22 protein-coding genes are annotated in these 19,913 nt (G+C 35.2%); 20 read left to right on the top strand and 2 right to left on the bottom strand.

Annotated elements, in window-relative coordinates:
- Nucleotides 1-35: 35 nt before the first annotated feature.
- The 10 genes from BLE01S_RS20735 to BLE01S_RS06510 all read left to right on the top strand — a co-directional run bounded on the left by BLE01S_RS20735 (nt 36) and on the right by BLE01S_RS06510 (nt 5,674).
- Nucleotides 36-191: a hypothetical protein gene (locus BLE01S_RS20735; protein ID WP_157419484.1), complete on the top strand. Its 156-nt coding sequence runs from the start codon at nt 36-38 to the stop codon at nt 189-191.
- Between the two features lie 190 nt (nt 192-381).
- A complete protein-coding gene (locus BLE01S_RS06470) occupies nt 382-1,041 on the top strand; it encodes a Type 1 glutamine amidotransferase-like domain-containing protein (protein ID WP_066138649.1) in 660 nt (219 codons plus the stop codon).
- Nucleotides 1,042-1,089: 48 nt separating this feature from the next.
- Nucleotides 1,090-1,431, top strand: coding sequence for an ASCH domain-containing protein (locus tag BLE01S_RS06475; protein ID WP_066138651.1), 342 nt, complete (start codon nt 1,090-1,092; stop codon nt 1,429-1,431).
- Between the two features lie 66 nt (nt 1,432-1,497).
- A complete protein-coding gene (locus BLE01S_RS06480) occupies nt 1,498-2,229 on the top strand; it encodes a class I SAM-dependent DNA methyltransferase (RefSeq protein ID WP_066138653.1) in 732 nt (243 codons plus the stop codon).
- A gap of 98 nt (nt 2,230-2,327) precedes the next feature.
- Nucleotides 2,328-2,753, top strand: coding sequence for an NUDIX hydrolase (locus BLE01S_RS06485; RefSeq protein ID WP_066138656.1), 426 nt, complete (start codon nt 2,328-2,330; stop codon nt 2,751-2,753).
- 119 nt (nt 2,754-2,872) lie between these two features.
- Nucleotides 2,873-3,325, top strand: coding sequence for a GNAT family N-acetyltransferase (locus BLE01S_RS06490; RefSeq protein WP_066138659.1), 453 nt, complete (start codon nt 2,873-2,875; stop codon nt 3,323-3,325).
- A gap of 66 nt (nt 3,326-3,391) precedes the next feature.
- On the top strand, nt 3,392-3,889 hold the full coding sequence (locus BLE01S_RS06495) for a GNAT family N-acetyltransferase (RefSeq protein ID WP_066138661.1): 498 nt from the start codon (nt 3,392-3,394) through the stop codon (nt 3,887-3,889).
- A gap of 236 nt (nt 3,890-4,125) precedes the next feature.
- Complete coding sequence (locus tag BLE01S_RS06500) at nt 4,126-4,605, top strand: NUDIX domain-containing protein (RefSeq protein ID WP_326255601.1); 480 nt, start codon at nt 4,126-4,128, stop codon at nt 4,603-4,605.
- 11 nt (nt 4,606-4,616) lie between these two features.
- Nucleotides 4,617-5,021, top strand: coding sequence for an HIT family protein (locus BLE01S_RS06505; RefSeq protein ID WP_066138665.1), 405 nt, complete (start codon nt 4,617-4,619; stop codon nt 5,019-5,021).
- A 65-nt stretch (nt 5,022-5,086) separates the two neighbouring features.
- Nucleotides 5,087-5,674, top strand: coding sequence for a histidine phosphatase family protein (locus BLE01S_RS06510; protein ID WP_066138668.1), 588 nt, complete (start codon nt 5,087-5,089; stop codon nt 5,672-5,674).
- Nucleotides 5,675-5,964: 290 nt separating this feature from the next.
- On the opposite strand, the gene BLE01S_RS06515 is transcribed toward BLE01S_RS06510, so the two are convergent.
- The gene (locus tag BLE01S_RS06515; RefSeq protein WP_066138671.1) at nt 5,965-6,690 is read right to left on the bottom strand and encodes a GntR family transcriptional regulator; all 726 of its coding nucleotides are present in this window, start codon (nt 6,688-6,690) and stop codon (nt 5,965-5,967) included.
- Between the two features lie 183 nt (nt 6,691-6,873).
- On the opposite strand from BLE01S_RS06515, the gene BLE01S_RS06520 reads away from it, so the two are divergent.
- From BLE01S_RS06520 to BLE01S_RS06535, 4 genes are read left to right on the top strand one after another with little or no spacing between them, the layout of a single operon-like run.
- Nucleotides 6,874-8,613 carry a class I mannose-6-phosphate isomerase gene (locus BLE01S_RS06520; protein WP_066138674.1) on the top strand — a complete coding sequence of 580 codons (1,740 nt, stop codon included), beginning with the start codon at nt 6,874-6,876 and terminating at the stop codon, nt 8,611-8,613.
- A 14-nt stretch (nt 8,614-8,627) separates the two neighbouring features.
- Entirely contained in the window at nt 8,628-9,554 is a 927-nt protein-coding gene (locus BLE01S_RS06525; protein WP_169800018.1) for an ROK family protein, read from the top strand.
- A gap of 2 nt (nt 9,555-9,556) precedes the next feature.
- A complete protein-coding gene (locus BLE01S_RS06530; protein WP_231955812.1) occupies nt 9,557-12,016 on the top strand; it encodes a glycoside hydrolase family 38 N-terminal domain-containing protein in 2,460 nt (819 codons plus the stop codon).
- A 15-nt stretch (nt 12,017-12,031) separates the two neighbouring features.
- Entirely contained in the window at nt 12,032-14,125 is a 2,094-nt protein-coding gene (locus BLE01S_RS06535) for a DUF5054 domain-containing protein (RefSeq protein WP_066138685.1), read from the top strand.
- 488 nt (nt 14,126-14,613) lie between these two features.
- Here the strand turns inward: BLE01S_RS06535 and BLE01S_RS06540 are convergent, their stop codons facing one another.
- The gene (locus tag BLE01S_RS06540; protein WP_066138688.1) at nt 14,614-15,132 is read right to left on the bottom strand and encodes a thioredoxin domain-containing protein; all 519 of its coding nucleotides are present in this window, start codon (nt 15,130-15,132) and stop codon (nt 14,614-14,616) included.
- A 322-nt stretch (nt 15,133-15,454) separates the two neighbouring features.
- Between BLE01S_RS06540 and BLE01S_RS06545 the strand changes: the two genes are divergently transcribed.
- The 6 genes from BLE01S_RS06545 to BLE01S_RS06570 all read left to right on the top strand — a co-directional run bounded on the left by BLE01S_RS06545 (nt 15,455) and on the right by BLE01S_RS06570 (nt 19,901).
- On the top strand, nt 15,455-16,162 hold the full coding sequence (locus BLE01S_RS06545; RefSeq protein ID WP_066138694.1) for a DNA alkylation repair protein: 708 nt from the start codon (nt 15,455-15,457) through the stop codon (nt 16,160-16,162).
- Nucleotides 16,163-16,477: 315 nt separating this feature from the next.
- Nucleotides 16,478-16,831 carry a hypothetical protein gene (locus BLE01S_RS06550; RefSeq protein WP_066138698.1) on the top strand — a complete coding sequence of 118 codons (354 nt, stop codon included), beginning with the start codon at nt 16,478-16,480 and terminating at the stop codon, nt 16,829-16,831.
- A gap of 186 nt (nt 16,832-17,017) precedes the next feature.
- Nucleotides 17,018-17,725, top strand: a complete 708-nt coding sequence (locus BLE01S_RS06555; protein WP_066140974.1) for a class I SAM-dependent methyltransferase — start codon at nt 17,018-17,020, stop codon at nt 17,723-17,725.
- 173 nt (nt 17,726-17,898) lie between these two features.
- Nucleotides 17,899-18,474: a histidine phosphatase family protein gene (locus BLE01S_RS06560; RefSeq protein ID WP_066138701.1), complete on the top strand. Its 576-nt coding sequence runs from the start codon at nt 17,899-17,901 to the stop codon at nt 18,472-18,474.
- 48 nt (nt 18,475-18,522) lie between these two features.
- Nucleotides 18,523-18,981, top strand: a complete 459-nt coding sequence (locus tag BLE01S_RS06565; protein ID WP_066138704.1) for an NUDIX domain-containing protein — start codon at nt 18,523-18,525, stop codon at nt 18,979-18,981.
- A gap of 113 nt (nt 18,982-19,094) precedes the next feature.
- Nucleotides 19,095-19,901, top strand: coding sequence for a methyltransferase domain-containing protein (locus tag BLE01S_RS06570; protein WP_066138707.1), 807 nt, complete (start codon nt 19,095-19,097; stop codon nt 19,899-19,901).
- Nucleotides 19,902-19,913 lie beyond the last annotated feature (12 nt).

The following is a 19,913-nucleotide window of genomic DNA, read 5'->3' on the forward strand; positions in this document are numbered from 1 at the left end:
TAAGTGATCATCTGGCTTTTAGATAGGAGGAGGAAATGTTAAAAGTGATTGATTTTACAAAAAACTTGTTCGCTGATGTGTTTGTTTCCATACGTGGTTTTATGTATGGATTTTTGGTGGTTAGTCTGGGTATTGGTGTTATCGGTGTTATTCTTTACCTATTTTTAACAATAAGGAACTTATTTTTGTGATCTTGCTTATTAACAGAATTTAGGTTTTATCAAAAAAGTTCCTTCATATGCTGGATAATTATATATCCTTTAGACAAACGATCCAAGATCAACGCACAATACAAAAGAAACTAAAGTACAATTTTCACATAGTAATGTCCCTAATATCTAGAGATGGAGCTATTATTCTATAATAAGTGAAGGTGATTAAATGGATAAACATCTTTTTCTGTTTGGAGGCGGTCCTCCATTCACTTTAAACATGGCAAAACAATTTGTAAAACTATCATTAAAAATGAATGGACCTGTTTCCATTTTATTTGTAGAAAGGGATGGTTGGGAACAATATATGCCTAGATATACGCAAGCATTAGTAGATTTAGGTTTAAATGAATTCCATTATCTCCCTCTTCCTTCTACGCCCATTGAAAAAGTAAAGACCTGTTTAAAAAATAGTTCCGGTATCATTATTGGGGGTGGGAATACGAATTTTTATGCTGATTACATTGTTGAAACCTCTATTTCCGACTCAATAATAGAAAGCTATGAGTTAGGCATCCCCATTGCGGGATTTTCAGCGGGTGCGTTAATAAGTCCAGAACATTGTATTATTTCTCCTAAAGATAATGAAGAAACTGAATTTCAATGCAGAAAAGGTTTGGGATTAATATCTAATGTGTTGATTGCTGTTCACTTTACTCAATGGAATGATGAAATTCATTTAAGACAAGCCGTGAGTAAATTCAGTCAACATATAAACTATGGTATAGATGAAGATGCTTGTATTTATTTTCTAAATGCTTATCTTGAGGTTATGGAAGGTAATGGCATTTATAGTTTGGAACATGGCATCTTACAAAGATTAAATTAAATATATTGCATTTATTCTTTGATATAGAGAAAAGAGGGGCTATGTAAGATGATTCATGCTATGGGATTATTTGAAGAACCATTCTATTCGATAAAATCGGGTAGGAAAACAGTAGAAGTACGATTGAATGATGAAAAAAGAAGAAAAATAGGCCTTGGAGATATTATTCAATTTACTATTTTACCTAAAAAAAATGAAATTCTAAATGTAGAGGTTATAGAATTGCGTAAATATCCTACCTTCGAAGAAATGTACAAAGATATTCCTTATGACTGTTTTGATACTCATAATGACTCAATAAACGAAATGGTCGAGCAAACATATGAAATATATTCACCCGAACAAGAAAAAGATTGGGGGACATTAGCCATCACAATTAAACTAATTTGATTTTTAAGACAAATCAAAAGGTGCACGTATATATATATACTAATACAACATTAATGGAGGATTTTCATGAGATATAAAGGAGCTTCCGTTTATGATGATAATGAATTTTTTAAAGACTATTTAAAAAGAAGAAATAGAAAGGAAAGCCCAAACAATATTATCGAAAAGCCTGTATTAATGGAGTTAATAGGTGATGTTAAAGAAGAAAAAGTATTGGACCTAGGTTGCGGAGACGCTATATTTGGGTTGGAATTAATCAAGCAAGGTTGCGACTTTTACGAGGGCGTGGAAGGGTCCCTAAATATGGTTGAGAAAGCAATAAGCACATTAAAAAACAGTAATAGCAAAATCAATCATTGCTCAATAGAGACATGGAATTTCCCGGATGAAGAATATGATAAAGTGGTTTCTCGATTAGCAATACACTATATAGAGGAACTAAGGCCTGTGTTTAAACAGGTGTATGAGAGCTTAAAGATAAATGGACAATTCATTTTTAGTGTCCAACATCCAATTTTAACCGCTTCGGTAAAGAGTGCAAACAATTCATCCTTACGAACAGATTGGATTGTGGATGACTATTTCCATACCGGGAAACGCGTAGAACCTTGGATTGATAAAGAAGTCATTAAATATCATCGAACGATAGAGGAGTACTTTCTATTATTGAAAAGCGCAGGATTCAAAATAGACGAAATTCGTGAATGCCAACCACGTGCGGAAAACTTCCAAAATAATGAAGAGTATATAAGACGTATGAGAATTCCGCTATTTTTATTATTTTCGTGTACCAAGTAAATGAGGATTATTCAATCTTTCACCACAGCACTGGTAGGATATATACTTTGAGAAAGCTAAGATATACATTAATTTAACACAATGAGGGGGAACTTTTTATGTTTATCGTTAATGTTGAAGCAGCTGTCTTTAGAAAGGATAAGTGGTTAATAATTAAGCGAAGTATGAAAGAGGAACATGCTGGAGGACTTCTTTCACTTGTCGGAGGGACAGTAGAGAAAGAAGGAAACTCAAAAGATATATTGGAGAGAACAGTAAAAAGGGAACTGTTTGAAGAAGTAGGTGTAATCGTAAAGGAAAATATAATATTTATTAGAAACACTTCATTTGTTTCGGACAAAGGAAACGAAGTAATTGATATTGTTTTCCTTTGTGAATTCGACGAAGGGGAACCTTTTACTAAAAGTCCTGATGAAGTAGATGCAGTATATTGGATGACAGCTAATGAAATATATGATCATTCCATGGCTCCAATCTGGCTAAAAGAAAGTATCCAAGTAGCAGAGACATTACTCAGTAAATAGTTCTTTTAAGCTATGGATAAAGAGTTTCTAAGAATTTTGGAAACTGAGTGGAAGCACCAATAAAGATTATTAAGAACCAAATAGAAATTTCTGGGACTACATAAAAAATGGAGAATATTATGCAGATAAGAAAATTACATATGGAAGAGCACCCTCCAATAAATTTGCTGTTATTAGCTGATCCTTCTGAAAAGCTAGTAAGTGAATACATGGTAAGAGGAGAATGCTTTGTCGCTGTAGACAATAAACAAACGGTCGGAGTGTACGTTTTACTACCAACTAGACCTGCAACAGTAGAATTAGTGAATATTGCCGTTGCAGAGTGTCACCATGGAAAAGGAATAGGGAGACAGTTGGTAATGGATGCGATTAAAAATGCGCGGCTAAATGGATTTAAAACAATCGAGGTAGGTACAGGCAATTCGAGTATTGGGCAACTAGCTCTATATCAAAAATGTGGATTTAGAATTATTGGTATAGACAGAGACTTTTTTATTAAGCATTACACTGAAGAAATATTTGAAAACGAGATACAGTGTCGCGATATGGTTCGTTTGTCTTTTGATTTATAAAGACATTAAATTGAGTCCGGTGCTATCCGTTGTAATACAAGAGTAAAATAAGACGGTGGTGAAATAATGGAAATTAGACTTTTAAGTCAACAGGATGCAGAAGCTTATCTTACAATTAGACTACTAGGGTTGCAAAATACACCTGACTCATTTGCCTCAAGCTATAATGAAGAAAAAGAGCAAACGGCTACAAAGTATGAATCAAGGTTCCAATCTAGAGATTCGTATACTTTCGGCGCTTTTGAAAATAATCAACTTGTTGGAGTTGTAACCTTAGTCACAGAAAGATTAATGAAATTAAAACATCGAGCAAGTATCGTATCTATGTATGTCTCTCCTGATAAACGTGGTATAGGAATTGGGAAAAATTTAATATTAGCTGCGATAAAAAAGGCTAGAGACTTGAAAAGCGTAGAACAAATAAATTTAAGTGTCGTTACAACAAATGAATCAGCTAAAAATCTATATTATTCATTAGGTTTTAAAGTATTCGGGATAGAGAGAAAGGCATTGAAGCTCGGAAATACATATTGGGATGAAGAGCATATGGTTTTGTTTATCTAAACTACGGTTATGATGCAACATATAAAATTATCAGGGGTAGATAATAAAAAAACTAACATTCATTCTTTATGATTTGTTAGCTTGCATGTCAAAGCTTTCTTCCGTTTTACCACATGCCATTATTTTTTTGTACTCAAGTCTAAAGGCATACCTTCATTCGCTATTGAAGAATTCTCAGGATTTGTTGATTAATATCCATCCAGTGGGACCACTAACTATGAGTTGGAGGAGACCTGTTGAAAACAAAGAATAATGGATTTGAATTTATAGAATTTATTACTATAAAAGAAATAGAGTTATATAATTATCTACACTTAGCTGGTTCTTATGCAGTCATAAAATGTGATGGGAAATATCTTCTTTGCTATAACATTTACAGAAAACAATGGGAATTACCTGCCGGGCGAAGAGAAGCTAATGAAAGCCCGAAAGAATGTGCAAAAAGAGAGCTTTTCGAAGAAACCGGACAAATAGTAAATGATTTAGAGTTTAAGGGTTTATTAAAACTAAGAAATAAAATAAACGGAACGATCAAATATAATCCTGTTTATTTCTGGAATATTGATCAATTAGATCCTTTTTTTAAAAATGAGGAAACTTCAGAAATAAAGCTTTGGAATTTAGGTGAAGAAATAGGTCATAGTTATATTGATGAAATCGATGTAAGGGTCGTAGAATATATGTATAAACTAAATAGCAAAAGTATGGAGGAGTAGGAGGAGGCATCATGGCCCCTAATTGTGTTTTTTGTAATCCGGAAATAGAACCAAAGCAAAAAATCATTTTCAGTAATCAATATTGCATGTTTTTACAGTTAGATAAAGCCGAATTGCAAGGTAGACAATTAGAAGGTTCTGGTCTAATTGTCCCCAAAAAACATAGAGAAACCGTGTTTGATTTAACACAAGAAGAATGGAACGCAACATACACCCTTCTCAAGGATGTGAAAGAATACTTAGATGATAAACATCAGCCACAGGGATATAATCTTGGGTGGAATTGTGGTGAAGTTGGTGGACAGCATATTTTCCATGCCCATTTTCACGTTTTACCGCGTTTTGTGGATGAACCGCTGGCAGGTAAAGGGATTAGATATATGTTTAAAAGCTCAAATAATAATAGAACGAACTAGAAATTTACAAAAACTGAGTTGCAGCTATTACAGACTTCAATTTCTGTAACTTTTAGGAGAGTAAGATGGAAACCGTATTATTTATGATAAGACATGCACAATCTCCATTTGTTTTTGGAAAAGAAAGAACAAGAAAACTATCGGAACAAGGCGAGCACGATGCAAAAGCAATTACAGAGATTATGCGCAAGGTAAAAGTGGATATAATCGTTTCGAGCCCATATTCCCGAGCGATCCAAACGATAGAAAATATTGCAATAGAAAAAAGGTTGAAAATGCAGTTTTTTGAAGAACTAAAAGAAAGGCCGATAAAAGGTGAGTATAAACTCCCGAAAAAGGATTTATTAAAAGCCATTAAGAAATCCTATGATGACAAAGATTATTGTTTACCAGGTGGAGAAACTATGCGGCAAGCCCAAGAGCGTGCCCTTCCTGTTATTAGCCAATTGCTAAATGAATATAAAGGAAAAAACATTATTATCGGCACGCACGGAAATATAATGACTATTATTATGAATTATTTTGATCAGCAGTATGGTTATAAATTCTGGAAAGGCACTAGTAAACCTGATATATACAAGTTATCTTTTAATGAAAATAAATTAAGTGATGTGGAGAGATTATGGGAGCCAACTCATTTTACACAGGATTAAGCCTGCTCAAACCGAATCCCATGATGTTATAAGCATCATGGGATTTAGTCTAAAAGCAACATAAAATCTATGTTGCTTTTTTATTTTACAATCGCTTATATTATGTATGCTAGAAAAAAGGTTATGCTATTTTCTTAACGCCTTTTCAATTTGTGTTTTCAATTCAGTTGCAGATCATTCTGTAGGATATAAATACAGTAGGCACCATTTTCACATATCTGCTAATCCCCCGCAGTTATATCCAGGCAACTCTTATTTCTCATCGTACAGCACTTTTCATTAAGTAGAAGTTAATTATCAAAGTCTAAATAAAAGCGGTACTTACTACCAACATAAAAGCACTCTGTATATTCATAGAAATCCTCAGTTTTTTGAGAGGTAAAGCGCACGCGCTTAAGAATTGGATCACTTTCTTTTACTTTTAGTAACTTTTTCAGTTCTTTTGTTGCAGATACTGCTTCAATATATTCTCTTTCTTGGTTGACAACAATACCTAAACTACGTAAATAGTCATAAAAGGAACCGTAATAATCCCGGGATTTTAAGGAATACTCTTTTTTATAAGCTAAATACGTTTTGAAATATGCAAAGACATCATTTCCATCTCCACGAACTCGTTTCAGAATCAATATCTCTTCTCCTACTTTAATATTGAGGAACTTTGCTAGTCTTTGATCGGCATGTGAATGCTCGACTTCTGCAAAAACAGTCATCGCATTTTTCCCTTGTTCCTGTAATTCTTGGGTAAACCCTTTGACAATTGTCGCGTATTCATCTTTGTTTAGTGTCATTGCTTTTACAAATGTTCCTTTTGCACGCTCCCGATATAATAAGTTTTCTCGCACCAATTCATCGATCGCTTTTCTGACGGTAATGCGGCTAACGTGATAATATTCACACAGTTCCATTTCGGTAGGAATGCGTTGACTTTCTTTCCATTTCTCTGTTTGAATATTTAAACGTAATTGGTCAGCTATTTGCGCATAGAGTGGATAGGCTGTATCGTTATTAAGCATTATTTCCCTCCTTCCATATTCTCTTTGTTATGACATTATAACATGAAGATGATAACCCTATGATTGCTTATTGATATAACAATAGCTCATAAACGTTGATTTAAGCGCCTTTTATAAAGACATTTTAGTTAGATTAGTCATGCTATAATCAGCATAGATATTCAATAAACAGAAGGAGTTTGTATGATGTATAATTTTCGTCCCGAAATAAAGATAGAAAATGCTTCCAAGGCTTGTTATGGTTATTCAGAAATTAATGCAGAGCTAAAAAGTAGAATTGGTGCATTACAATCTAATGTTATAACAATAGAATGTTATCCGACATTGAATGAAGAAGAATTGCTTAATAAGTTGATTACACCTTTAAATCCAACCTTAATAATTAATGCGCTCGAATTATTTTATGATGTTAAAACGATCAATAAAATGATAGAAAGAAATATAACGGATGATCGTATTTTCGGTTTAATGAGCCATCATTCATTCGAAGATTTTATCGATAGACAACAGAAGCAAGCTTTAGATCAGAAGATTAAACAGGTGCATACAATTGGTGGGAGAGTAGTCATATACGGTGTTGGTGCCAGTTTAGTATACCCAGCAGATCTATTAATCTATGCGGATTTAACAAGATGGGAAGTACAAACAAGATACCGTTCAGGAACATATAGCAATTGGCAGGCAGATAATGCTGGTGAGGATTCTTTACGAATGATTAAAAGAGGCTATTTTTTTGAGTGGCGTGTAGCTGATAAATTAAAAAAGGAGATCTTTAGCAAGATTGATTACTTTTTAGATACGCACATAGAGGGAGAGCCAAAGTTAATCGATGGAAAAAGTTATCAAGCGGCAATGGGCCAAATTGCAAAACAGCCCTTTTCTTTGGTCCCATTCTTTGACCCGGGTATTTGGGGTGGCCACTGGATGCAAGAAAAATTTAATTTTCGAAAAGATGAGATAAATTTAGCTTGGAGTTTTAATGGAGTGCCAGAAGAGAATAGTTTAATTTTAAATTTTGATGAGATAAAAATGGAAGTACCTGCTAATAATCTAGTATTTAGTCAACCGCTCGCATTGCTAGGTGAAAGAGTATATGGACGTTTCGGTGCAGAGTTTCCGATCCGCTTTAATTTTCTTGATACAATTGGTGGCTCCAATTTAAGTTTACAAGTTCATCCTAAAACGGATTATGTTCAAGATGTATTTGGAGCAAATTATACACAAGATGAAAGTTATTACATACTTGAAGCAGCTGATCAAGCGAAAATTTACTTAGGTGTGAAAAATGGGGTCAGCAAGGCACAGTTAATGACTGAATTAACAAAAGCAGCAAATGGGGAAGGTTCTTTCCCAGATAAAGAGTTGATTTATCAACAAGAAGTAAAAAAACATGATCATTATTCGATCCCAGGCGGAACGATTCATTCCAGTGGCGCTAATGCGGTCGTTTTAGAAATTAGTTCTACACCAAATCGTTTTACATTTAAATTATGGGATTGGGACCGCGTCGATTTGGACGGATTGCCAAGACCCGTCCATTTAATTCATGGTGAACAAAATATTGATATCACAAGAGATGAGGATTGGGTGAAAAGAGAACTGGTCAATCCATTTGAAGTCATTAATAAAGGTCCAGGTTGGCAAGAAGAACGAACAGGTTTGCATGAATTGGAGTTTATTGAAACAAGACGCCATACTTTTTCCGTACCTGTCATACATGAAAGCCATGGCAGTGTGAATGTTTTTAATCTTGTGGAGGGAGAAGAAGCGATTGTTGAAAGTGTGGATGATTCATTCGCGCCTTTTGTCGTTCATTATGCGCAAACCTTCATTATCCCGGAGCAAATCAAAACATATAAAATTAGCCCATATGGTACAAGTATCGGCAAGACGATTATGACGATTAAAGCATTTGTACGTTAAAAAGGAGGGGGCAATTGTTGTTCAAACGATACTACCTATGTTTAGATGTTGGCGGTACTGAAATTAAGGTGAATATCTTAAATAAGCAAAAACAACCTTTTTACACAGAAAATATTTGCTATGAATCAAAAGCTAGGCTGGATCAACATAGTATCCTCCAACATTTTAAAACGATCATTACAGAACATCTCCAAATCATGAATGAAAATGGGGCACAATTATTAGGGATTGGCGTTGCTTTTCCAGGTCCTTTTGATTACGAAAACGGCATTAGTTTGATGCGAGGCATTAGGAAGTATGATGCAATCTATCAAGTCAATTTAAAAGAATGCATAAGGCAGTGGATCATTAAGTTAGGCTTTCAAACTACCACACCAATCATCTTTGAAAATGATGCGACTAGTTTTGCTAAAGGAGAATATTATTACGGTGTAGCAAAAGGACAGAATAAAGCGATGTTCATCACATTAGGCACTGGATGTGGTTCTACATTTATGGAGGATCAGCGTATTGTCAAAAATAAATATGGCTTAAATGAAGCAGGCATGGTCTATGATACGCCTTTTTTAGGAGGGACCATGGATGAATGTCTGTCAGCAAAGGGATTAATGGAAATTGCCAAAGCTAATAATGTAACGAATGTAGATGGCTATCACCTCTTTGTAGCTGCTGAAAATAGGGATGTGAGAGCACAACGGGTTTTCAGCCAATTTGGCACACAAATAGCGCAAGGTCTTCGTCCATTTATGCTGTCTTTTGCACCAGATATACTAGTGTTTGGTGGTCAAATCAGCCAGAGTTTAAAATGGATGATTAATAGTATGCAAGAACAGCTCACTAAAAGTGGTATAATACCGCCCCACATTTGTGCCTCACGTAATACTAGTTTAGCAACATTAACAGGTTTGGTTCAAACATTAGAAAAAATACAGGAGTGTTGATTATGACAAAAAAGTGGAAAATTTATTTAATACATCATTCGCATACGGATATTGGCTATACGGAACGCCAAGAGAAAATTGAGCGTTTTCATGTCGATTATATTAAAAAAGTCATTCGTATTTTAGATGACATAACAGCGGGGAAAAAGCCTGAATGGGAAGGCTATAAATATACTTGTGAAAACTATTGGCAAGTGGAACAGTTTTTGAAGAATAGTACGATAGAAGAGCAAGAGAAATTTGAGCATTATGTGCATAAAGGCTTAATTGATATATCTTTAACTTATTTAAATTTAACGGAGTTAGTGGACATGGATGTTTTAGCTAAAAAGTTAAGTGATGGCCGCAACTATGCTAATGAGAAACAAATGAAACTAAACTCCGCAATGACTGCTGATATTAATGGCTATTCTTGGGGTTATGCTGAGGCAATGTATCAAAATGGGATTACAAACTTCTTTTCTTGTTTACATACACATCACGGCATGTTTCCTTTATATAAAAAACAAACACCATTCTTTTGGGAAACACCAAATGGGAATAAAGTTTTAGTATGGAATGGTGATCACTACCAACTTGGCAATGAATTTATGTTACTACCTAATACGAATATTTCTTACCAAATTCGTGACGAGTTTAGTGGAGATTGGGATACAGATCAATTTGAAGTTACGGAAGAAAGGGTCTTTAGATATGTTAAAAATCTGGAAATGGAAGGGTATCCATACGCATTTGTCCCAGCAATGATTTCTGGTGTGATGACTGACAATGCCCCGCCGAATCCGAGAATGATGGAAATTATCCATCGTTTTAATGAGAAACATGGCGAGCAAATTGAGTTTGAAGTGGTCACTTTAAATCAATTCTTTGAGATTTTACGCAATGAAACAATTGATATACCTACTTATGCTGGTGATTGGCCTGATTGGTGGGCTGACGGAGTCGGTTCGACACCTGCCCCAACGAAAATTTATCGCGATGCGCAACGAAAATATCAATTATCGAAGAAACTAGATCCTAATGGGCAACTAGGTAATCCAATATATTTAGCAGACGCTGAGCATCAATTGATGATGTATGCGGAACATACTTGGGGCTATTCTTCTTCAGTGGGTGAACCTTGGAATACGTTAGTGAATGATTTAGATTATCGTAAAGGTGCCTATGCGGTAAACGCAAACTCACTTATTTCAAGAAATTTAGATGAGGTATTGGCTAATTTAGGCGAAGAATCATTACAGGCTGATCGTGAGAAGTATTTTAAGGTTATTAACCCGCATGAGCGCCCTGTGACTGATTATACGAAGGTTCATATTAAGCACTGGGAAGATGTAGATGGCGAATATTTTCATTTCAAAAAAGACGGATTTATTGAGGTCGTAGATTGTCAAACGAACGAAATTCTAGCATCCCAAGTTGTGATGGTGCCTGGTGGAAATGATATCGAATTTAAGATTTCATTAGCTGCTAAACAAGATCGCTTAGTTAAAGTTCGCCAAATAATGGATAAACCAGCTGGTGGAACAGAATCTAACCATGCCTATCGCGGAAATGATGGTGTATCGGATTTAGCTCCGTATCCTGGTTACGAGCGACCGACGAATCATCATATTGTTGAAACAGATCATTACCGGATTACTTTTAATGATACGACAGGAATTGAACAAATGATTGCTAAAGCAACAGGTAAGAACTTGATCCACCCTCATGCAGTACATGCCCCTTTTACAGGTGTATATGAGAAAACACCAATTACTACAGATGCATGCCAAGAACGACGTAGAATGGGAAGAAATCGTAAAGGCCGTATCACAGAACGTGATGTTGCCAAATTGGTTGCAATTGATCAAATCGCTGATGGCGCGCTGTACACGACAATTAAGATGGAGTTTGCCTTAGAAGGTACCAATATGTATGTGGTTATGTTAAGGGTTTATAAACAATTGCCAAAAATTGCTGTAACTGTTCGGATTCAGAAACAAAATGAGTGGGCACCAGAAAACTTATACCTTCCACTGCCTTTTGGTGATGGGGAGAATCACGAACTATATGCAGAGAAAACAGGATCTGTCTTTAGACCGGCGATTGACCAAATTCCTGGAAGTAATATTGACTTTTATTTATTACAAAATGGCATGATCTTTAAAAATAAAGACCAAGATTTGCTGGTCGCTCTCAAAGATAATCCATTAGTTACGCTTGGAACTTTAGCACATCACGAGATTGAATTAAGCAATGAACAGACAAAGATAAAAAATAAAGACCTTGTGTATTCATGGGTGATGAATAACTTCTGGGAAACGAATTTCAAAGTTGATTTATCTGGTTTTTATGAGTTCGACTATCAGTTATATCTCTCAGGAGACAATGAAGCACCAGAAGCATTGATCGAGAAATGTCAGGAATTAAATGAAGGCTTGGTTGCCTTTGCATATAATCCGCAAGAAAATGAGATTGGCTAAGAGGTGAAATAGATAATGAAAAAGAAATTACATGTAGTCTTTAAAACGCACTTAGATATTGGCTTTACTGATCTTGCAGAAAGAGTAACAACCCAATATTTAGATGATTTTATTCCTCGGGCTTTAGCCATTGGAGAAGCATTACCAACAAAATTTGTTTGGACTACAGGGTCATGGCTGATTGATTATTACCTTAACCATCCAGAGGTGGCGAAAGAAGATAAAGCAAGAATGGAACAAGCGATCAAAAATGGTACCATTAAGTGGCATGGCTTACCTGTGACGACACATACAGAACTGATGGACCGCCGTTTGTTTGAGTATGGTTTGTCGATTTCCAAGGAACTCGATTTGACATATAAGCAACAAACAATTGCAGCGAAAATGACGGATGTGCCAGGCCATTCGATTGCGATTATTCCATTAATGGCGGAGGCGGGTTTGAAGTATTTACACATTGGCGTGAATGCGAGCTCTGCGATTCCAAATGTACCGGAGATGTTTGTTTGGCGCGCGAAAGATGGGTCGGAAATCGTTGTCCATTATGCACAGGATTATGGGGAAACATTCATGCGTGATGGATGGCAAGATATGCTCTATTTTGCCCATAGCCATGATAACCAAGGGCCACCTAAAGATACTGCGGAAGTGACAGCACTTTTTGCTAAATTAGTAGAAGAATACCCTGATGTAGAGGTAGTTGCATCTAGCCTAGATGAGTTTGCGACAGCGGCATGGGCGAAAAAAGATACATTACCAGTGATTGAAGAAGAAATAGCTGATAGTTGGATTCATGGCGTTTCTTCTGATCCGAAGAAAATCGCGGATTATAAAATCCTATTAGATTTACGTGATAGCTGGATAGATAGTGGTGCAATGGTAATCGATAGCCAAGAGTACAAAGATTTCTCAGAGCAATTAATGTTAATTGCAGAACATACTTGGGGTGGTAATGGCAATGTCTTTTTACCCGATTATCGGAATTACCGGATAGCGGATTTTAAAGCGGCGAGAGCCAAAGATAAAATTACCTTTAATCATGATCGCACTACGATGGATTTTGCTGATTTGATGTCTCTCATTAGTACAAATATCGAGAGTCAATCAGACGCGAATCGGAGGTCATACCGTTTATATGAAGCGTCATGGCAAGAACAAAGAGACTACTTGCATAAGGCGATCGCAGCTTTAAATGAGGAGCGTCGTCAAGAAGCGCTGGAAGCAGTGGACAGCAAACGCTCAGCAATTACACCTTTAGAAACGAGCATAGAAGCTGTAATACCTGGTAAAACGTATCAATTTGCAGGTTTTAGCCTTGCATTTTCGACAACCGGGGGCATGAATAAGTTAGAAGTGAATGGGCATCGCTTACTAAAAGATGGTAAAGAATTTGGTAAACTATCTTATGAACGTTTTGATTTTGCGAACTATAGTAATTTTTTAAGTAAGTACAGTCGTTTAACGCGTTGGACATCTAGTTGGGCTTTAGTCGATTTTGCGAAACGTGGAATCGAGGCTTATCAGGAGATTAGACATGAAGTATTAATGCCATCGATTGCAAGGTCGAGCATGAAGCAGCTAGCTGATGTGGTTGATGTCGAATTTGACTTAGTTTTTACAGCTTACGAGCAAGCACAGTGGGGCGTACCTAAACAAATAAGACTGACATATCAAATCGATTTAATCCGCAAAGAAATTGTTGGAAGTCTAAAATGGAATAGTAAAGAAGCGAACCGCATGCCAGAAGCATATTGGTTAGAGACTAGTTTGACTGTTGCTAATCCGTACCGCTGGCAAATGGCGAAATTAAATGAAAAACTTTCCCCATATGATGTGGTAGAGAATGGAAATCGCAATATGCATGCTTTGACAAAAGAAGGGCTAACTTATCAAGGTATTGAAGGGAACCTATCTATCCAGAGCTTTGATGCACCTGTATTTTCTTTTGGTCGTCGGGGATTACTCCTTTTTGACAATCAACAACCATCATTAAATGACGGAATTTATGTAAATCTCTTTAACAACACGTGGGGGACGAATTTTCCAGCGTGGTTTGAGGACGATATGCTTTTCCGTTTTGGTGCAAAATTAGCTTGTGATAAGAATTGACTATTATATAAGGCCGGGAAACAGCGTAATAAGAAGTTCAATAGAAATCTTTCCTTCTATGAATTTTCCATTGGCGGTACAATTAAAATGTTTGATATGAAAAAAAGAAAATTACATTTTAATGAGGAAACCCCATTCGATTTATATTCTGAGATGAAATACTAAATGAATATAGAAGAGAACAATATTATTATCAGCATACACGGAAATATGATGACAATCATAATGAATGAAAATGATCAGCAGTATGGCTATGATTTTGGAAAAATGTACATGTAAACTATTATCTTTTTACGAAAATAAATGAAGTGATGTGGGGAGGTTAGGGGGTCAACTCATCATACATATAATTAAATCCGGCCAAACTAAATACCATGATGTAATAAGCATCATGGTATTTAGTCTATAATCGAAATAAAATTTGCGTTAGCTTCTTATTCTACAATCGCTTATATTATGTATTCTAGAAAATTAACACATAGGTTATGCTATTTTGCTAACGCTTCTTCGATTTGTGTTTTCAATTCGGTTGCAGATAATTCTGTAGGATATTGAAATTCCTTATTATTGATAAATACAGTAGGCACCATTTTCACATTTCTGCTGATCGCCTCTGTAGTTACATTCAGACTAATTTCGGTATTTTTCGGTTCTTCTTTTAATTGATATTTTTGCACTAATAGATTTTTGATTTCTTGATTGTTCAACTGATCCCATTGCCCTTGAGTCTCAAATAAATCCCTTAATATTTCTTTTACTCGCGAAGGGTTCTCATAATCTAGGAACAGATTAACTAGTGTTCCGTTTAAAAGCATCTCTCTTGGCTTATCATAATGCTTTACAATAAATTCAACTTGGCCATTTTCTAAGTAATCTTTTAACACCACTTCTGCAACCCCATAAAATGTAGCGCAATAAGGACAAGTTAAATTTAAGAACACTTCAACCTTTACCGCAGCGTCCTTCTTTCCAAAACTGAACTGTCTATTCTTTATCTGATCTGTCATTTTACTCACTCGCTTTCCAAAGTTTCACCATATTTTTTAATCATAACAATCCCTACCTAAATAATCAACTTTATAGTTATTATGTATTCTATTTTAAGTCTAATCTCTAAATTAATTGTAAATAACAACAGAAGTATTTTAAATATTGATTTCTGAATGACACGAGAATATTGCAGACCAATATCATACATTTAGTGCTTTCCTATATAACACCATGCACTTAATGGCTGACAAATGATAAGCGTTTGTTATAGGATAGTGATGATGGATTGGATGGGCAAAACCTTAGGAAAAAAACTCCATAAATAAGGAAGTGTTAAACGTGAAGTTAGAAATGGTTATGCAGGAGCTTGAAGCCCTCGGCAAGGAACGAACTAAAAAAATATACTTATCTAATGGTGCACACGAGCCGCTTTTTGGCGTGGCTACTGGCGCTATGAAACCAATCTCAAAGAAAATAAAAATAAATCAGGCTTTAGCTGATGAGCTTTATGCCACAGGGAACTACGATGCAATGTACTTTGCAGGCATTATTGCAGATCCAAAAGCAATGACTGAGTCGGATTTTGATCGTTGGATGGAATCCGCATATTTTTATATGCTATCTGATTATGTCGTTGCAGTAACTTTAGCGGAAGCAGATATTGCACAAGAAGTTGCTGATAAATGGATTGGATGCGGTGAAGAGCTAAGGATGTCTGCGGGTTGGAGTTGCTACTGCTGGCTTTTAGGTAATCGCAAGGACCTTGAGTTTTCTGAAATTAAGATTGCCAATATGCTTGAAATGGTTAAAAACACAATTCACGATTCTCCCGAACGAACAAAAGCCTCAATGAATAATTTTCTATACACCGTAGGGATTTCATATTTGCCGCTTCATGAAAAGGCAGTTGAGACTGCAAAGGCAATAGGTACAGTAGAAATTAAAAGGGACAAGAAAAAAAACAGTTTCCTAAACGCTTACGACAGTATTCAAAAAGAAGTCGATAGAGGGAGGCTAGGTTTCAAAAGAAAATATGTAAGATGTTAATAATTATCAACATCACGTAATAATCCTCATTTAATGAGAGTGTTGATCCGAGAAGGATTGACACTCTTTTTGGTGTAGTTATTGATCTAAGTCACTTTAACAGAACTTGGTTTTGATAAATCAAATATTAACTAATATATCCTTTAAAGAATTGAAGAAGATACTTTTGAACTTAGTTTAAAGAAATGCTTCCAAACTAGGAGCTCTTCGGGTAAAATATGGTAAATCATATACAAGTATTATCCATTAATACCTTTTTAATAATCCATGAATCTTATTACTTTCATTAGAAATAGATATTAGAGGAGGTTGATTATGGGTGTATACAGCAAAGTATACTCGTCAGTTTTAAGAAAAAATTTTATGTTATTGATTATTGCTTCATTTTTACTTATCGTTATGTTCGCATTTTGGATAGGGGTCCCGTTTTTCGTGTTAGGGAATTTCCTTTTTGATTTAAATATACCAAATTACTTAAAACTTTTTTTTATAACAGTTTTTGTTGGTATGTTATTTACATCATTTTTCATTCCAATCAATTGGAAAGTTGCCTATGAGATTGGAGGTATAAAACAACAAAGTAAAGTGAAAGTATTTAGTTATTTGCAAGCGTTATTTATATTAATAAGCAGTTCCATATTTTATTTATTGTTTAGTATTCTTTTATAAAAGAGGGATTCAACTTCCATAAGGACTAATGAATTATCGGAGATATTAAATGGCTATGTGAGGAGATTTATATGAAAGTTAAATATTAGTGCAGTTGCATTAATATTTATTAATCCTCCATAATATTAGCGATATAATTAATGAGAATCTTGTTAGAAGAGGTGAGCTGAGATGAGTAAAGTTGAGCTGAGTAAAGTTGAGCTGAGTAAAAAGTTAGATTTAGAGAGAATTATTTTTATAGGAAGAACTTTTGAAGAATATTTAGATATGTTTTCTCTTTCAGTAGAGAAGCTTGAAGGAAAGAAAATACTTGATTGTCCTGCAGGAGCATGTTCATTTACTGCATCCGGCAACAAGATAGGGCTAGATATAACAGCATGTGATATTGCTTATTATCATTCGGTAGAAGATCTCGAGATGAAAGGTCTACAAGATATTGAACATGCGATGGAACATATAGAAAAAGTAAAGGATAATTATGTTTGGGATTACTTCAATGATATAGACGATCTTAGAGGACATCGCTTGCATGCGTTAAAAGATTGTTCTAATAATAGAAAGGAAATAAGTGAAAGATATATTCCCGTTACTTTACCTACATTACCGTTTAAAGATAATGAATTTGATATTATTTTTTCGGCACATTTTCTCTTTATGTACGCTGATCGACTAGATTATCAATTTCATATGAAAACACTAAATGAGTTATTAAGGGTTTCTAGTGATGAGATTTGTATTTTCCCTTTAGTAGATCTTGAAGGAAAGCGATATGAACATTTAGATGAATTAATCCTTTATCTCACAGATAAAGGATGTACAGTTGAAGAGGTTAAAGTTGGGTATGAATTTCAAGTCAACGCTGATTCCATGTTGAAAATAAAAAAGTGTAACTGAAAGAGGATGTTCCTGTTATCCTTCTTTCTCTTAAATTAAACTTATCATGGGCAGGAGGCGGGTATAGATAGGGTTGTTAAACTCAGAAGACCTGTTCCAAAGAGAAAACGATGGTGTTTTCTCTATTTGGCAATAACAGCGGTATAAAAATAGATCGACTTCAGGAGACACATATGGAAATTACTTTGATTAGACATGGCAGATCTACCTTAACAATAAATAACCGGATTAATAGTGAAGGATTTAAGAATTGGATTGAAGATTATGATAGGAATGGAGTGTTTGAAGAGCGATCCTATCCTTCAGAAACGCTTGAAAAAATAGCAACCACGAATGTCGTCATTTCAAGTGATTTGAAAAGAGCGATCGAATCGGCCAAGTTTTTAAAGCCACATACTAAAACGATTTCCAAACCATTATTTCGTGAGACTGAGTTACCAATTCCGTTAACAAATGTAATGATAATTAAATTACATCCACAGATATGGGCCGTTATATTTAGGTGCCTATGGTTCTTTGGCTATTCTAAGCAGTGTGAATCTTTTGGTAAAGCCAAACAAAGAGCTAAAACAGCGGCAGAACAATTAGTGGCATATGCAAAGGAATATAACTCAGTCGCTTTAATTGGACATGGATTTTTTAATCTTTTGATAGCAAAGGAACTGCAAAAAATGGGCTGGAAAGGTAAAAGAAAAACAGGTTCTACACATTGGAATGCTACTTCATACTCTTTTTCAGCTAACGAATAACAAGTAGATTGGTTTCATTTTAAATCTTTATAGACGTGGGAGGACCATATGACGATTTTAATAAACAAAAGTGGGCATGTTTTTCTTGATTTTCTAATTGTAGAGGAAAATGAAATAATGAACTATGTAGCAGATGCACCACTAACTCATTCTCTAGTAGTAGTTAAATATCAAGAAAAATTCCTGATCATGTTCAATAAATGGAGAAAACATTGGGAACTTGCTGGCGGCATGATAGATGAGGGAGAAACGCCTAGGCAATGTGCTGTAAGAGAACTATTTGAGGAAACGAATCAAAGGATTGATGATATACGTTTTAAAGGATTAATGAAGTTACAATTAAAACCAGATGATAGAATGGAATACGGCGCATTATTTATTGGTGATATCAAGGAGTTAAGACCTTTTGAAGAAAATGAAGAGACTGAACAAATTATATTTTGGGATCAAAAAACTGACATTGGCTATATAGACGAAATTGATGAAAAGCTACTAGAGTATTATTAATGGACTTCATCTTATGAGTTAACCACACTTTATATTTCGACTGGACATGTGGAGTGATAATGATTTCCTTTTTCTGAATAGTAGGAACTCAGTCTGTAAATGGAGGGATTTTTATGGGAGCTGAAGTAGCAAAGGATAGAGCGACATTACAAAATTCAAGTATTATCGATGCACGGACACTTGAAAATTCGCATAAGAGATTGGCAGAGGTTATCAAACCGGGGATGACCGTCCTTGATGTAGGTTGTGGAACGGGAGCAATCACATCTGGGATTGCAGAAGTTGTCGGTCCAAGGGGTCGCGTCATCGGAATAGATAATAATCAAGATTTAATATTAAAAGCACGTCACTTGTACAAAGATAATCCTATCATTTCTTTTGAGATTGGTGATATTTATCAATTACCCTATCAAAATGAATTTGATATAGTTACTTCTGCAAGGGTCCTTCAATGGTTATCTAGACCCAAAGCAGCTTTACAGCAAATGGTGCAAGCTGTCAAAAATAATGGCAGCGTTTTAATTCTTGATTATAATCATACTAAAATATCTTGGGAACCGGAGATCCCTAAAACAATGCAAGATTTCTATGATGACTTTTTACGATGGCGCTCAGATGCGGGGATGGATAATGAAATAGCTGATCATCTTCCGGATATGTTTAGTGAGTTGGGACTTTCAGATATAAAAACAACGAAGCAAAGTGAATACACTAAACATACTGATACTAATTTCCAAACCCAAATTACAATCTGGGCAGATGTCGCTGCAATCAAAGGTATTCAAATGGTTAACGATGGATTTATCAGTGAAGGTCAAAGGTCACAGGCTGAAAAGGATTTTCGTAAATGGATAAATACTTCGGCTGAATCCCAAACAATGTATTTATTAGCGGTAGAAGGAAAGAAGAGTAAGCAATAATATTAGGTTAGA

It is taken from the genome of Lederbergia lenta NBRC 16444 (assembly GCF_001591545.1).
GTDB lineage: Bacteria > Bacillota > Bacilli > Bacillales > Bacillaceae_C > Lederbergia > Lederbergia lenta.